This window comes from Paenibacillus chartarius (assembly GCF_042432825.1).
Taxonomy (GTDB): Bacteria; Bacillota; Bacilli; order Paenibacillales; family NBRC-103111; genus Gordoniibacillus; species Gordoniibacillus chartarius.
Window position 1 is genome coordinate 15,422 of sequence record NZ_JBHLWN010000050.1, and the last position, 16,099, is coordinate 31,520.

At 54.3% G+C, this 16,099-nt stretch carries 9 protein-coding genes; 3 read left to right on the forward strand and 6 right to left on the reverse strand.

The annotated features are described in order from the left end of the window. Positions 1–13: 13 nt before the first annotated feature. Positions 14–598, forward strand: coding sequence for a hypothetical protein (locus ACFFK0_RS13365; RefSeq protein WP_377470744.1), 585 nt, complete (start codon positions 14–16; stop codon positions 596–598). A gap of 20 nt (positions 599–618) precedes the next feature. On the opposite strand, the gene ACFFK0_RS13370 is transcribed toward ACFFK0_RS13365, so the two are convergent. After that, positions 619–1,749 carry a HupE/UreJ family protein gene (locus ACFFK0_RS13370; RefSeq protein WP_377470745.1) on the reverse strand — a complete coding sequence of 377 codons (1,131 nt, stop codon included), beginning with the start codon at positions 1,747–1,749 and terminating at the stop codon, positions 619–621. A gap of 92 nt (positions 1,750–1,841) precedes the next feature. Then, positions 1,842–9,014 (reverse strand): S-layer homology domain-containing protein, encoded by a 7,173-nt coding sequence (locus ACFFK0_RS13375; protein ID WP_377470746.1) that lies wholly within the window; start codon positions 9,012–9,014, stop codon positions 1,842–1,844. A gap of 218 nt (positions 9,015–9,232) precedes the next feature. Between ACFFK0_RS13375 and ACFFK0_RS13380 the strand changes: the two genes are divergently transcribed. Then, positions 9,233–9,838, forward strand: a complete 606-nt coding sequence (locus ACFFK0_RS13380; protein ID WP_377470747.1) for a Uma2 family endonuclease — start codon at positions 9,233–9,235, stop codon at positions 9,836–9,838. A gap of 107 nt (positions 9,839–9,945) precedes the next feature. Here the strand turns inward: ACFFK0_RS13380 and ACFFK0_RS13385 are convergent, their stop codons facing one another. The 4 genes from ACFFK0_RS13385 to ACFFK0_RS13400 are packed head-to-tail and all read right to left on the reverse strand — an operon-like array spanning position 9,946 to position 12,254. After that, entirely contained in the window at positions 9,946–10,680 is a 735-nt protein-coding gene (locus ACFFK0_RS13385; protein ID WP_377470748.1) for a PspA/IM30 family protein, read from the reverse strand. 2 nt (positions 10,681–10,682) lie between these two features. Beyond that, positions 10,683–11,216, reverse strand: coding sequence for a PspC domain-containing protein (locus ACFFK0_RS13390; protein WP_377470749.1), 534 nt, complete (start codon positions 11,214–11,216; stop codon positions 10,683–10,685). Positions 11,217–11,219: 3 nt separating this feature from the next. Beyond that, complete coding sequence (locus ACFFK0_RS13395; RefSeq protein ID WP_377470750.1) at positions 11,220–11,891, reverse strand: PspA/IM30 family protein; 672 nt, start codon at positions 11,889–11,891, stop codon at positions 11,220–11,222. Positions 11,892–11,933: 42 nt separating this feature from the next. Beyond that, on the reverse strand, positions 11,934–12,254 hold the full coding sequence (locus tag ACFFK0_RS13400) for a hypothetical protein (RefSeq protein WP_377470751.1): 321 nt from the start codon (positions 12,252–12,254) through the stop codon (positions 11,934–11,936). Positions 12,255–12,581: 327 nt separating this feature from the next. Here ACFFK0_RS13400 and ACFFK0_RS13405 point away from each other — a divergent pair, with 327 nt between their 5' ends. After that, on the forward strand, positions 12,582–15,935 hold the full coding sequence (locus tag ACFFK0_RS13405) for a glycoside hydrolase family 44 protein (protein ID WP_377470752.1): 3,354 nt from the start codon (positions 12,582–12,584) through the stop codon (positions 15,933–15,935). Positions 15,936–16,099: the final 164 nt, after the last annotated feature.

Sequence of the window (16,099 nt, forward strand, 5' to 3'; positions counted from 1 at the left end):
GAAGATCCAATCTATGAAAAAAGCCATTGTACTATTTACTGCAGGAGCCATGCTTCTTATCGGCGGGTGCGGCCAGAAGCCGGATCCCGCATCTTCTGCGTCGGCTGCCGGATCCGCAGCGCCGGCGGCGTCCGCCGCGGCAGCTGCCTCTTCCGCCGGCTCCTCTTCCAAGTCCGCAAGTACCGCTCCCCAACAAACCGCACGAAGCGGTCCGGCGGGTTTGACGGAAATCAGCTTTAAGCAGTTTTTCACTCCGTCCGACAACGGTACGGGACAAGTGACGGAGTGGATGAAGCAGCTGAACGGGAAGAAGGTCGGCATCAAGGGCTACATGACCGAGCTTACTCCGATCGACGATCGCTTCATCTATCTGGTGCCGCAAGCCGGATCGCTATGCCCGTTCTGTTCGGCGGATAACCCTCAGTACCTGGAAGCCATTGCCGTATACATCCCTAAGGGCGACAAATTTCAATTTACGAAAGAAATGGTATGGGCCTTCGGAACACTCGAGGTTGGCGAGCAAATCGATGAACGGACCGGACTTATCAGTATGTTCCGCCTAAAAGCAGAAACGCTGGAAACTTATCAAGCCCGATAAGTCTCCAGCGTTTTTCATTGCTAAGATACGATTCTCTCTACGACCCATAAGGCGCCGATCAGCACGATTAGCGAGGAGCCGATTCGGAGGCCCAGCTTATGATTGGCGCTCTTGTACCAGAGGCCGAGCAACGGAAGCAGCAGAGCCGCCAGTGTAATCTGCACCGCTTCGATACCGACGTTAAAGCTGATCAGCGACACAGCCAGATGCGATTTCGGAATTTCCATTTCCATCAGTATCCCCGCGAAGCCAAGACCGTGAATGAGTCCGAACGCGAATGTGAGCAAAGCGCGATAGCTTAAGCTCTCACGCACCATATTCTCTATCGCCACATAACAAATGCTGACGGCAATAATGATCTCCACGACCTTAGACGGCAGGGAGACAACGCCCAGTACCGCTAATGTCAGCGTCAAGCTGTGAGCGAGAGTAAACGCGGTGATGATCGCAGCATACTGCTTAAATGTTTGCTTGCGCAATAGAAGCGCCAGCAAGAACAGCAAATGATCGTATCCGGTAATAATGTGTTCCATGCCCAGTACGAAAAAATCCCACCAGCGCGTACCGGACCCCGGCTCTGCCGCTGCAGCATCAGAATTCGACGGGGTCGTTTGTGCGCCGCCAATAGCGCCTTCCCAGTGCCGGTTCGAGCCCTTCAGTACCGCCTCGCTAACCGATTCGCCTTGCTTAAAGACGAACAGGTTGGCATAGGACGTTTTCGTATCATTCGCGTACAAAGCGTCATCCAGAGTCACTTTCTGTCCGGCTGCCGCCCCCGCAAAATGAAACGTTGTCGCAACCATCAGCCGATCCTGCTTCTCCTCCAGCTGCATGTCCTTCACTTCGCCGCGCTTCGCGATTCCGTTGACCTTAAGGACGACATTCCGCCCGATCCATTCCGCGATTTCCATCTTGGCCGCGTCCATTTCCGTCTTCTCCAGCTGTCCGTTCTGGTTCGTATCGACCTTCGTGGACTCAATAACCGACAAATCATCGATGGCAAATTTCATGTCGATTCCATTCGGCTCTACGGAAAGGGTAGTAAAGCTGGCGCTAAGCGCATGAGCCGAGGCCGTGTTTGCGATTCCGAATAATTGCATGATAACCAGGACGGACAGTAATGCCGATATCCTGGATGCCCATCTATTCATTAGTTCGCTCTCCCTTGAGTCAGTAAAAATATGAGGAGGGAATGTTCCCGGTTGCGAGAACATTCCCTGCACTCTTTGATCTTGCTATAGCGTTAGTCGATAAATTGAGCAAACTTCAGCAATCTCTTCAGCATGACAGCAGCTTGTGCACGCGTTGCGTTGTCGGCAGGGACGAATTGACCGCCGTCCATACCTTCAATGATTTTGGAGTCTACCGCTTGCGCTACAGCAGCTTGTGCCCATGTGCTGATCTTGGCTTTGTCTTTGAAGCCGGAGAGCAGCTGGACTTGCTTGCTGTTCACATCCGTAGCCTTGCCTGTGAATTGAAGCGCTCTGGAGATCATAACGGCCATTTGCTCGCGAGTGATGAGAGCATTCGGCTTAAAGCCGCCGTCCTCGAAGCCCTCTACCAGCTTGGCCTTAACTGCTGCACCGACTGCACCGGCAAACCAATCTTGAGCCGATACATCCTTGAACTTCGCAGCATCCTTATCTTCCGTCAATCCGAGAGCGCGAGTCACCAGTGCGGCAAACTCAGCGCGAGTAATGTTTTGATCCGGTCCGAACGCATTGTCGCTGATGCCTTTCACGATCAGCTTGGACGCCATGAGCTCGATATCCGCTTTAGCCCAGTGGTTGCCGGCATCGGCGAAAGTTTTGCTCGTTTGGGCAACCGTATAAATACTGTTACCGTTACGCATGATCGTTACGACTGTTTGTCCGTTAACCGTCAAGAAGGTAGCCGGTACGAACGACATGGCGCCGGTAACCGGATCGACGAGAAGCACGGTTGTCTGCTCCGCATTGACCTTGTCGCTGATCGTGATCGTACGTGTTACATACGTGCCGCCGAAGTTGTTGATTTCGGCAGTTTTTCCGTTTGCTTCAACGCTCACATTGAATTCAATCGGCGTTCCGACAATGGTGACACCAGAGCCGCTCGCCGTATCTTCAATTTGCTTCGCCGCATTTCCTCTTACTTTCTCAATGGACACAATCAGCTTCACATCTTTGGCGTCAGCGCCCAGTTGCTGCGACAGCGACGCAATGTCAAGCACACTCAGCGGCAGGTTGTAGCTTGTGTCGCCGGATTGAATCGAGATGACAGCGTTAGGTGCAGTTTGCGCGGCCGTTACCAACGAGCCGGCCGGCAGCTCCGCCTTCACCTGCGATTCGGAAGAGTTCGTCTTCACAGTAATCGTCGGCTTATTCGAACCTTTCACGGATTCGAGCGCTTTGGCCAAATCCTCTGCTTTGACGGTCATGACTACCGTCTTGGATCCGTCTGGCGCAGTTTCCACTTTTTCTTCTTGAGGTACTTGAACTTCATTCTTTTGTTCCGGCTTCGGCTGTGTTGCCGGTGGCGTAGTCTGTTGCTGTCCCTGATTCGTATCGGTAGTTGTGGTCGTACCTGTATCCGAACCGGAACTTGTACTGTTCGTTGTCACCGTCAGACTTGGTCCATTTTCCGTCCAGTTGCCTGCGGCGTCACCCGCTTCAACCTTGAATTTGTACGAAGTATTCGAGTTTAACCCCGTAAATTCGTATGTTGCCTGAGTTACAGTCTTAACCACATCGCCAATAGAAACCTTGTACTGCGTTACACCAACGTTATCCGATGCTCCGCTCCATTTCAGCTTGATCGACGAAGTCGACTTGCTGTCCACAGTAATCGCAGCGTCGCTCGCCCAAGTTGGCTTCGCGGTGTCCGGAGCATGATCCGTTGTTACGCTTTGGCTTGGACCGTTGTCCGTCCAGTTGCCTGCCGCGTCTCCCGCTTCAACCTTGAACTGATAAGTTTTGTTCGCTTCAAGATCCGACACTTCATAGGTGCTGTCTGTGATCGTTGCGATTACCTTGTCGTTCTGATAAATCTTGTATTCCGTTACCGCTTCGTTATCCGTTGCGCCAGTCCAGCTCAGGCTAAATGAATTCCAGCTTTTCTTAATGGCATTCAACACACCGGAGATCCAGCTCGGCTTTTCCGTATCGGAAGCGGATTTCGTCGTTACACTGAGAACCGGTCCATTATCCGTCCAGTTGCCTGCGGCGTCTCTCGCTTCAACCTTGAACTGATACGTCGTATTCGGAGTCAAGCCCGTAAACTCATAGGTTGTTCCGGTTACGGTTGTGGATACATCACCATTGTATACTTTGTACTGAGTAACACCGACGTTATCCGATGCTCCGCTCCAGCTTACTTTTACCGATGTTGCGGTCTCGCTAGTCACTTTAAGCGAACCATTCGTCCATACCGGCTTAACAGTGTCCGGCTCTGCCATCGCAAGATCTTCTGCAAAACGAACCCGAATCCGGTTGCCTAGCATATCCGTCGAGGCAATGCCCTGTGCCGAAATCCAATCGCCTACTTTAAAGCGACCCAAATCCAGCGGCAGATATCCATCCGTAAATACTCGTGCGTCGTTAGAACCGTCATTAACGACGATATAGCTTCCCGCATCGTTAATTTCCTTGATTTGACCTTGAACCTTCAGCAATTTGCCGAGGTGAGCACCCGAAGCAACTTCTGCGGCCGTTACGGATTGAGCTGTATAAGGTGTTCCAGGGCCAAGGTACAGGACTTCCATGTCAGCCACTTCGTAAGCAAGCTCCAGCTCGCCTTCAAAATAATGCACGCCGCCTGTCGCGATTACTACAGTTCCTACAGGCAGATCCTTGCCTTGCGTACCATACAAAGATAGGCCGCTTGTTTCGTCCTGAATATACACAGTGTCGAAGAACTTGTTCGTCGGAGCGGTTACTACACCTTTTACCGTGACGATGTCGCCTTCCTGAGCCGTCTCTCTGACTTCCTTAATCGACTTCACTCGATCAAAACCAGCCATCCAGTCCATAAGCTGCAGCGTAAATGCGGTGTTGCTTACATCGTTCGGAATTTCGTAGTCGGAGTAGAAGTGACGACCCGATACGATAAGTTTACCATTGCCGATCTTTTCCTTCGCGATCAACGGAATTTTCTCTCCGTCTGGACCGGAGGTTTGGTTAGGATCTTCCTCCGTACCGATTGCCGGATTATACGTGTAATAGCCTTCTTTTACGTTAAAGTTATACGATTCTTTGTTACCTGCCAGCAAAATCTCAAGCTCTGTAGCCGGGTTGTTCACAAGCGCCTGCTTGTTGGCATTGACCAGGGAGCTTCCGCTGAAGAAACGGATGGCTTCCATGTTGCTGTTCAAGCCGGTGATGCTGCTTGGGAACGTACGAGCGTATACCGACCACTTCATGCCGCCGCTATAGTTCGTCGATGTGTTCGGCTCATATACGTTATCGTTGTTGATACGGATACCGGACTGCATCTTCTCCAGCAGCGGATTCAGCATATCGTTGTCAGCAAAGCCGAAGTTGGAGGTTGTAGCCATCATCAGCGAGCCGCCTGCCTTAACCCACTTTGCAACGGCCTCCATTTCACTATCGGACAAATTCTTGCTTGTAGAAGTCGGCGTATTCAACACCATCACGTCGTAGCCCGCTAGCAGCGAATCCGTCAGCTCTTGCTTATTTTCCACTGCGGAATAGCCGTAACGTCTCAGCAGTTCAAAGAAGTCCTTCATAACGCCAGGCACTTCTTTGTTGTCATGATACGAATCTACCAATACCTTCTTGCCGTTCGATTGAACGATCTTGATCGGTGTAGACATCTCAGTGACAGTCGTAATGCCAGGCTTATCGGTCAATACCGCAATAATCGTGTCTTGTCCGGACTGCTGCGGCGTCCAGGTTGCCTTAGCGGTCCCGGTTTTGTTCGGAGCCACATAAGCGAGTGTTCCCGTGCCAACCAGATTTTCCGGCGCAACGGAAGTATGATAGAACTTCACTTCCAGATTCTCAACACCGCGTACACCCATATTCGTGATCGAAGCAGTCAGCTCCGTAGGTGTACCAGGAAGTGCCGGAGATGGATTAGCCGCTACACCCGTCAGCTTCACGTCCATTTCGCCGCCTGCAGTGTAGATGGCACTTGCCGTCGTCCACTTGCCGTCGGTGTGATAAACCTTGACGACATACCAGTTAGCACCTGCTGCCGTCGTGACTTCCGGTGTCCACGTATCTTCGGTCTTTCCTTCCGAAGCTTTCGTTGCAATGACCTTGCCGCCGTTCGTAATCAGCTCGATCTTGTCGATCGGGTTAGACTCGTCTTTCACCCATACGTCGAAGGCCAGCTTTGTGCCTTCCTGAACGTCAAGCGTGCTGCCCATCCAATAGCCGTTCGCTTTTACTCTCAGTTGCGTATCGCGCGCTTCCGTGGAATACATACGGCGATTTTTGAGAGCTTCCATGAACGAATCGTATGTCAAGTCCTCGGCAATAACGGCGGTTAGGTTGTCAGGATCGCCCCAGTTCGTGGAGTGGTTGTCTTGAGCGTTGTTCGCTCCGACGTGCCAGCCGTTATCCATCGCCTTGAAGAAATGGCTTTCGGCGCGGGCGTAGCTGTACGGCGGCGCACCGTTACCGACTTCTATCATCGACATGATGTGGTCGACTTCCGGTACGTAAGACAAGTCCTTGAAAGAGTTGTCCGGCCAGTTCGGATGGTTGAAGGAAGCCACGACATTTTCCTGGTTCGTCAACCATTCGTAGAATTCGCCCAAGTCCGTAACCGTCTGTTTCGCTTCCACATACTTGTCTGCGTTATAAACGTTCGCGTGTCCCCAGGAGCTGGACGTCATTTCAAAGCCGCGCATAGCCAGGAACTCGCCTGCATGCTGACCATTGAAATCTTGAACCATCTGCTTCGTGTTCGCCCACTCGGAACCTGCTTTTTCTTCGAATTCTTTGCGGTCCGATACATACGTGTCGCCATCGAGCCAGTTGGAATGGTCTGTAACGATCAAGAAGTCGAGATTGTTGTTATATGCGTGCTGGAACGCGTCAGCCGGAGTACCTTTACCGTCGGAGTACGCCGTATGAGCATGCGGTATACCAAAGTAATAGTTGTAGTTCGTTGTACCTGCGTCTTTTTGAACATAGAAGTAGGAAATTAAAGAGTTCTTCGCGCCGTTCACATCGGCAATTTCAATAAGGAGCTGATGCTCGCCGTACGCCAAATCTGTAGCAGGCGTGTAGCTGAATTGCCCGTTATCCAATGTTACAGCGATGTCTTGCTTGTCCAACTGCACTTTGAAAGTGCTAACGTTCAGATCTGCCGCAGTTTTCTCAACTTTACCCGAGATGGTCGGCCTTGTATTGATAGTAGCCGACATCTTCGCCGGATGGACGTTGTAAATCAGTGGTACAGAGTCCTGTGGAGCTGTTGCGATTTTCTCAAAATCCGCTGCGGTACGCGGGAAAATCTGATAGCCCGTAGTAAACGGTTTGCTGCTGTCAAACTGCCCTACAACACCGGTAATTTTGTAATGAGTTTCTGTCTCGAGCGTAGTGACATCCACGCCTGTGGCTGTCATGAGACGAACGGTAATGCTCTTGTTGTTTGCGTCAACGAAGCTAATGTTGTAGCCACCGCCTGCTGCGGTTGCCGGAATCGTTGTAATTTTACCTTCAACCGTAACTAACGTACCTTCAAGAGGCTCGGCAGTTGCATAAGTGTTGAGATCTTCGATCGTTTTCGTAACCGGGGCCGGCGGCGTTGTTGCCGATCCGATCTTTTCGACGTTTGTCGGATCCATTTGGGTCAAGCCGTTATATTGTCCAAGCTTGCCGGAAACGCGAACCTTGTCACCAGTTATGAGTGCGCCTGCTTCAAAATTACCCCACACTGTCATACCGCCGGTGTCGTCCTGAAGCATAAAGTAGCTGCCTTTGTTGCCGATGATTTTGTTGCTTATGTTTACCGTTCCTTCAATTGTATAGGAAGCGCTTGAAGGTGTTGGACATGGATCGGAAGAACCGGAAGAAACAGCTTTATTCACCGGGCATCCGTCAGTAGTATTCGCGCGAATCGTATTGATCTTTGAAGTCGTAGGTACGACTACATCCGACTTGTCGATCACAGATGCGTTACTTTCAAAGCTGCGTCCGTTATTTGTGGCCGTAACTTGTGTTACGTACACCTTATCGATAGACGCCCCATTGTCGAATTTGAACGTGAAGGAGCCGTCCGTGTTGGCCATGACGACTTTCTTGCCGTCCGTGTTATTTGTAAGCAGCGTACCGCCGCTTGTCGGGTCACCATTGTACACATACACATAAGTGCTAACCGTGTTGTTTGCAACTGAGCCGGCTTGGCCGGATACTACGCCGTTGCCGGTATTGTCAACGTTGTATGCAATTGTGATGGAAGCAGGGGCGGACGGTTTTGTTGCTGCATCGATACGCAAAGCATCGCTTTCCGCTTTCCCTTGCTCCGTGGAAGTTACGTATACGGAAGCAGCATTACTGCTAGAATTGTTAAAAGTCAGCTCAAAGCTGCCGGTGGAGTCTGCGTACGCATCCGTCGTAACGGAACCGCTTCCTTGAGACGGATCCGACAGATACAATCTTACCCACGCACCGCTGTATACTGTACCTTGAACGGTCGCTGCCGCTGCGTTGCGATTGTCGAACAGAGCGTTAACGCCGACAGGGATAGAGGATTTAAGACCCTGGTTTCCGCCGCCGCTGTTTCTTGGAGCAGGCGTGCCTGTAACAAAGTCTTGGCTGTTATCGTCAGTGTCCCAACCGTTTCCATTTGGTGTGGAGAAATCAGAAGTTCCGGAATCGTTTTTACGGTAAAGACTAGTAGAAGAGGTAAGAGCCGGAGCTTTCTGGTCATTCTCGGATCTCACTGCAGTTCCATAGCCTACGAAATCAACTAAACCTGCAGTCATTTTGAAAGAAGCGTAATCGGTAACGCCCGAGCCCGGATTAAAAGCCGTAACTGTGGACATGAGCGCCACTTGACCGTTCGAACCGCTCAAGTTAATGGAACCGACTACGTCCGGGGCAGGTGTAGAGCTGGCCGTAGATCCGGCTCCCGACACCAGAAAATACCCGTGTGGCGCTATCTTCTTGCCGCTAGGAATCGACGTAATATTAGCGAAACTAGAGGTATTGCCGGTGGCCCCATACTGCACCGACCAGCCCGATAAGTCTACTTCTTCATTGGTCGGATTGTACAATTCTACGAAATCATAGGCGTAACCCGTACCGTTTCCTCCGAATACTTGGCTAATTACGACGTGATCCGCTGCGGCTGCCTGCACCTTCTGCGGCGCAACCAGCGACGGCAGCAATCCGCCGACCAGTATCGCCCAGGCAAGCGCAAGGCTTGTCCACTTCTTGCCCTTTTTCACCCAGTGAAACAACATGTTCCCCTCCACCATTCAATTTCTTCCGATAAACCCGATCAATTTTTGACAGAACTTAGGCAGTTTTACCTACAAAATAATAATCCATAATTTTTATCGGAACATTAATGAAGTGATAAGATATTGTAAAGGTCTCCCAGATTGCGCTGAAAATTGATATCCAGGGCGCACCGCTTGTATACTAAACCTAACGGCTTGTCTGCGGGGAGGCGGTTGAATTGGTATTGCCACATAGCAATAAAACAATCACTTATGCTGAATATTTAACATGGACTGATGAACGGTATTGTGAAGCTCTGAACGGTGAGATCATCAGCATGGCTCCAGCCCCGTCTCCGAGGCATCAAGATGTTGTCGGAGGTGTCTATGCCGCTTTCCGAGCGCATTTAAAAGGGGCGACGAGCAAGCCCTTTATAGCTCCGATAGACGTATGCCTGTTCGCTGAGTCTAATACTCCAGAGCAGAACATTAAGGATTGGGTTCAGCCTGACCTGATTATCGTTTGCAACCCCCATATCATAGGCGACAAACGGATTATTGGCTGTCCGGATTTCATCGCAGAGGTAACATCGCCTTCTACTTTCAAGAATGATCGGGTACGAAAATTTCAAGCATATGCTCAGGCAGGTGTAAAGGAATATTGGATTATTGACCCCTATCATGAATTCGTGGAGACGTTCATCTTGCGAGGGACAGTTTTGGAGCGTTCCGGGCAGTATTTTCTCGGTGATTCGGTACCTTGCAGTTTGTTCAGCGGCTTTCGCTTGGATCTAACAGAGCTGTTTGGTCCCGCCGCTCAGACAGAGCAGCTCCCTGAAGCGTGATAAGTGCCGCCATAAACAGCCGAATAGCAAGCAAACTTTCCAATACGTAAGCAGCAAAAAGCCTCGACCCGATTGCTCGGAGTCAAGGCTTCCTTCGCTTACCCTATTTACTCAGCCGAAGCCGAGTCGTTGCCGACGTTGAGGCTGACGCTGTTAACGCCGCCCAGCTTGCTCTTCAGCTGCTCGAGCTGCTCGTCGATCTTCGCCTGCTTCGCAGCGTTAGCCGCATCGTAGGAGCTCACGCCGCCGGCGAAGCCGCCTGCCGGTACGTAAGGCTTGCGGGCGATTTCCGCTTCCACTTCCATCTGCACGATTTTCTCTTCCATGCGGTGGAATCCGCGGGAGGCGTTGCCGCTCTCGATGACGTTGTTCGACGACACTTGCGCCATTTGCTTCTTCGCCTTTGCCAGCTGGGCGCGGTTCACCAGCTCACTGCGCTTGTTGCGGAGCTTGTAGAACTCATCCTTCATCTGATGCAGCTGGTGCAGCAGCTCTTGCGCTTGCTGGTTGGCGGATGCGTGCAGGTCGGTGTACTCGACAATTTTCTCATCGTAGTACAGCTTCTCTTCAAGCGCTTGACGCGCAGCGGCTTCCTGGCCATTCTTCAAAGCGGCGGCGGCTTTCGCTTCACGGTCGGCGACGAGGCGGACCGCTTCGTCCAGGCGCTGCTTCAGCTGGCGCTCAGTCGCCATTTGGCGGGCGACCGTGACTTCGGCCTTGGCGATTTCCTCTTCCATGTCGCGGATGTACTGGTTGAGCATCACGATCGGATCTTCCACTTTGTCCAGAACCTCGTTGATCGATGCCTTCGTCATGTCCTTAATTCTCGAAAATACTCCCATTGTTACACATCTCCCTTAGTCGTTTTGTTGGTGTTCTCGTATGCGGCGACTTTCGCCTTCAGTTCTTCAAGTTCACGCTGCATGGCTTTGCGCTCGATTTCCTTCATCACTTCATCGATATTGGTTTTCTTCTCATCGGCTTGCGGGCCAGCCGCATAGCCGGTGTTGTAGCCGTTGGCGTTGTAATGCTGTCCGTTGTTGTGGTTGTTGTGGTGGTTGTGACCGTTTTGCCAGCTGGCTCCGTGGCCGCCATTGCCGCCCCAGCCTTGGCCACCCCAGCCGCCTTGACCGCCATGGCCCCCATGACCGCCCCAGCCGCCCTGGCCCCAGCCGCCGGCCGGCGGGTCGAAGCCCGGCTCCTTCGGGATGACCATTGCTGCGATCACATAGATGAAGAGGACCGTTCCTCCGGTGAAAAACGCCGTGATCACCACGAGCAGCCGCAGCAGCGTTGCATCGACATTCATCATCTCAGCCAGGCCGCCGCACAAGCCCGTCACTTTCTTATCGCGTCGTGAGCGGTACAGCTTATTCATCCGTTATCCGTCCCCTCGTTCGAGTTTTTGCCGCAGTGCGGCGAGTTCGGCGTCAACCGCCGGGTTGACCTGCGCGTAGCCGCCGTAGCCGCCGTTCATCCGGCGTACGTCGCGGAGCGTCTTCGCCTGCATCTCCATATCGGAGACGCGGTCCTCCAGCCGGTTGAACGACCGGGCCGCTCCGTAGCTGCCGGTACCGAAAGCTCCGGCGCGCTCGTTCATCCGCTGCTGCAGCCGTGCCGCTTCCATACGGGCCAAGTAGTAGCCGCGCTTATCGACAACCTCCTGGTAGTCGGCGCGAATTTGCTTCATCTCCTCGCCGAGCTCCAGCACCGACTGTTGCGCATCCTCATACAGCTTCTTGTACTGCTCGCTTTTCTCTTCCGCCTGCAGCTTCTCGTGAAGCACGAGCCGGGCCATCTCCTCTTCGCCTGCCTTGAGCGCTACGATCGCTTGCTGCTCGCGCTTTTCCTTCATCTCGAGTGCGCTGAGATACTGCTGGCGCATCGCCGAAGCGTGGCCGACGCATTGCTGGTACAGACGTTCCGTCTGCTGCAGCTGCTCGCGCCGGGCGGCGAGATACTGATCGATCAGGCGGACCGGATCTTCGGCCGATTCGAGATGCTCGTTCAGTGTCGCTACCGTAATGTCACGGAGCCGTTTCATGATACTCATCTGGGCATTCCACCTTTTCTCTAATGATTCTCTATCTGCTCTCTACACTCGGCTGCTGCTGCGCTTCAGAAGCGATACGCCGAAGGCGATCAGGCCGACGGCCGCCAGCAGAATGAACAGGCCGGACATTTTGCTAAGCAGGATAATAGCGCCGATGATCGTAATCACCCAGGCGATCTTGCTGCCCCGCGTTATGCCGTAGTACCCGATGCCGACCATCGAGACCGGGATGACCCAGCTCATCAGACCGTGAATCAGATGGCCGTGATGGTAGCCGAACATCGAGCCGAGCATTTTGATGAGGAGCAGCCCTCCGAACAAAATCAGGATCAGGGCAAAACCGGTATGTCGATTCAATTTCATTTTGTTCTCACCGCCTTTCGCGTTGTCGTGTCGCTTGCTTATGTCTTTATTCTAGGCGATAGCGAGTCTGGCCAAAACGGACCCGCGGCGGTTTTTGCACCTAGCCCTAGGTCGGGGGACGGGTCGGACTTCGGGTCGGAGCAGGCGGTTCGGGCGGGCATGTCCGAGGTGTGACGCCGTTTACCCCCTACCAAGGACCTATTTATCGAAAATGTAACCCGCGCTACAGAGCGTCTCCCTTTCCTTCGGTACAATGAAGTCCATGTCGGTCCGGACACGGAATATGGAATGGAAAGGGAGATTAGAAACTTTATGAAGAGATCCAAAATGAAACACATAACAAAGCGAGCCGCTTTGCTGATCGCGACGGTTGCGCTTGCGTCAAGCGGCACATCCGTCATCATGCCGGCCAAATCGGCTTATGCCGCTGCGGCTGTACAGACGGGAGCTTCAACCGCCGCGTCGGCGGCCGCCGGCGCTGCAGCGCCGATTACCGTGAACGTCACGTCCACGGTGAATGCAAACGTTCTGGTCGATGTGGAAATTTTCGACGCACAGCTGCGCAAAGTGCATCAGATGTTCATTGACAATATTTCGCTGACGGCGAACGAGACCAAGTCGGTACCGTTCAGCTGGAACGTGCCGGCGACACTGGCGCCGGGCAAATATATCGTCAGCCTCGGCGTGTTCGGCGCAGGCTGGAGCTCCCCGATGTACACCTGGCATGCGGGAGCGGCGAGCATCGACGTCACGGCAAGCGGCGGCGGCAATGGAGGAGGCACGGGCGGCGGCAGTCAGAACCCCGATCCGGCGCCGACCTTCACGCTCAGCGCCACAGCGGCACCGGACAGCGCAGCGGCCGGCGGCAAGATTGCCGTCGACGCGTCGGTCACGGCGGCTACGTACGGCGACGCGCTTGTAGAAGTGACGCTGAAACGACCTGACGGCAGTCCGGCGGCGCCGGGCAGCTCGTTCCCGGCATCGTTCGGAACTGGGGAGACAAAGCATTTCGCCGTGGAATGGAACGTTCCGGCGGATGCGCCGCTCGGCACGTACACGGTGGAAATCGGCGCCTACAACATGGACCGCACACGCACGTACAGCGTGAATGCGAATGCCGGCAGCTTCACGGTGAAGGCGGCCGAGCAGCCAAATGCGTCGCCGATCAAAGTGCAGCTGCAGACCGGCACTTCCGCGTCGACGCAGATGCCGACGGCGGCGTTCCGTCTGGTGAACACCGGCAAAACAGCGGTGAACTTGGCGGATGTGAAGGCAAGGTATTATTTTACGGCGGATTCGGAGGCGGCTTTGTCGTCCGTCGATTTCTGGAGCACAGTCGCCAAATCGTCGGTTACGGCCAAGTTCGAAGCGATGCCGATCCCGGCCGCCGATGCCGATACGTATCTCGAGATCGGCTTCGCTCAAGGGGCCGGCATGCTGCAGCCAGGGTCGAGTGTGATCGTATCGACCTGGTTCCATAAGGACGGCTGGGGCAGCTTCAACCAAACGAACGATTATTCGTTCAACGGCAAATCCGACTATACGGACAGCACGACGGCCCCCGGCTACCTGGGCGGCAAGCTGGCGTGGGGCCGGGAGCCTGTGCTGCTCGATATGCCCGCTGCGCCGACAGGCATCGTCTCGACGCCGAGCGATACGCAGATTGCGCTTAGCTGGGCGCCGGTAGAGGGTGCGACGGAATACGAGATTGTCGCCGACGGTACGCCGATCCGGGTACTGGGCACGTCGTACACGGCGGAATGGCTGCGCCCGGGCACGTACCACACCTTCAAGGTACGGACGTGGAAGGGCACGACAAGCAGTGTCTGGTCCGGCACGATGAAGGTGCGCACGACCGGCGAGCAGCAGCTGCCCGCCCCTGCGGGCGTCCGGGCGGAAGCGTCCGAAGGCGCCGTGAAGCTGTCGTGGAAGCCGCTTGCGGAGACGATTACCGGGTATGAGGTGGAAGTGGACGGTACGGTGCTGGATGTGGGTATGGCTTTATCGTATGAGCATGGGGGTCTGACGGCGGGCTCCGCGCATACGTACCGGGTACGGGCGAAGGACGGCTCCACGCTGGGTCCTTGGTCAATGCCGGTTCGCGCCCAAACGCCGCGGGTGGTGAACGGTCCGTTCGACGTTCGCTTCACCATCGATCCGAGCGCGGAGCGCGCACCGATTTCGCCGTATATTTATGGAACGAACGACGAGCTGACCGGCACGGAGAACTGGACGTCGCGCCGCATGGGCGGCAACCGCCTCTCCACGTTCAACTGGGAAAATAACGCATCAAACGCGGGCGCCGACTACTTCTATCAAAGCGACGCTTATATTCCTTGGTATTACGGCGGCGTCATGGACCGCTCCAAATACGATATTCCGGGTCTGGGCGCCACGGCGTTCCACGACAAGGTGCAAAGCAAAGGCGGATACACGCTGCTTACGCTGCAGATGGCGGGCTATGTAGCGAAGGACAAAGACGGAACAGGCGTGTACGAGACGGCTCCTTCGTCACGTTGGGTGGAAGTGAAGCCGGCGAAAAATGCGCCGTTCAGCCTGACGCCGGACGTAACGGACGGCTTCGTATATATGGATGAGTTCGTCAACATGCTCACGCAGAAGTACGGCAGCGCGCAGACGGCGACCGGCGTAAAGGGCTACGAGCTGGACAACGAAACGGCGCTATGGCCGGTGACGCACCCTTATATGCATCCGGGCAAAACAAGCGGCGTCGAAGTGCTGAACAAAGGCGCCGAGCTGGCGAAGGCCGTGAAGAAGGTCGACCCGGCGGCGGAAATTTTCGGACCGGTATCCTACGGGTTCAGCGAATATCTCTTGATGGACAACAAGGCGGAATGGGAGCAAATTAAGGGCAGCTATGCTTGGTACTTGGACTACTATTTGGACAAAATGCGAATAGAGTCCGAGAAAGCGAAGCAGCGCCTGCTTGACGTACTGGATCTGCACTGGTACCCGGAAGCGACGGACGGCAGCGTGCGCGTGTCGGACCCGTATACGCCGAATACCGTAGACACGTACAAGGCGCGGCTGCAGGCGCCTCGCTCACTGTGGGATGCAAGCTACCGCGAGAAAGGCTGGATCGGCGACTGGTACAGCGAATTCCTGCCGCTGATCCCGCGCTTGCAGCAGTCGATCGACCAGTACAACCCGGGCACGAAGCTGGCGTTCACCGAGTATAACTACGGCGGAGACGACCACTTCTCGGGGGGCATCGCGACGGCGGATGTGCTCGGTATTTTCGGCAAGTACAACGTGTATATGGCCAACTACTGGCGGATGACCGGCTCCTCGGCGGCTTTGTATCCGTCCGCGGCGGTCAAAATGTACACGAACTACGACGGTCAAGGCGGCAAGTTCGGCGACACGAAGGTGAAGGCGGAGACGTCCGACACCGAGAACAGCTCGGTTTACGGCTCCGTGTACAAAGACAGCGACAACAATCTGCATTTGATCGTCATCAACAAAAATTTCGACCACGAGATGAATGCGCAGTTTGAGATCGACGGGGGTACGGCGTACAAGTCGGCCCGCGTGTGGGCGTTCGACAGCGAGTCTCCGGCGATTACGGAACGGACCGGCGTAGCCTCGATTGCAGGAAACACGTTCACGCTGCAGCTGCCGAAGCTAACTGTTGCACATATCGTTCTTAGCGCGCAATAAGGTTTGGAATGAAGCCCCCGGCCCCGCTTGAAAGCGGCGGTCGGGGGCTTTTTATTTATGGGGTTTTTGGATGGTTTTGGGATGGGTTTTGGGGTGGCATTTGGGGTGGCATTTGGGTGGTTTTTGGGTGGGTTTTGAGTGGTTTTTGGGTGGGTTTTGGGTGG

Coding starts and splice junctions, on each gene's coding strand:
- ACFFK0_RS13365 (WP_377470744.1), top strand. CDS start 14: ATGAAAAAAGCCATTGTACTATTTACTGCAGGAGCCATGCTTCTTATC.
- ACFFK0_RS13370 (WP_377470745.1), bottom strand. CDS start 1,749: ATGAATAGATGGGCATCCAGGATATCGGCATTACTGTCCGTCCTGGTT.
- ACFFK0_RS13375 (WP_377470746.1), bottom strand. CDS start 9,014: ATGTTGTTTCACTGGGTGAAAAAGGGCAAGAAGTGGACAAGCCTTGCG.
- ACFFK0_RS13385 (WP_377470748.1), bottom strand. CDS start 10,680: ATGGGAGTATTTTCGAGAATTAAGGACATGACGAAGGCATCGATCAAC.
- ACFFK0_RS13390 (WP_377470749.1), bottom strand. CDS start 11,216: ATGAATAAGCTGTACCGCTCACGACGCGATAAGAAAGTGACGGGCTTG.
- ACFFK0_RS13395 (WP_377470750.1), bottom strand. CDS start 11,891: ATGAGTATCATGAAACGGCTCCGTGACATTACGGTAGCGACACTGAAC.
- ACFFK0_RS13400 (WP_377470751.1), bottom strand. CDS start 12,254: ATGAAATTGAATCGACATACCGGTTTTGCCCTGATCCTGATTTTGTTC.
- ACFFK0_RS13405 (WP_377470752.1), top strand. CDS start 12,582: ATGAAACACATAACAAAGCGAGCCGCTTTGCTGATCGCGACGGTTGCG.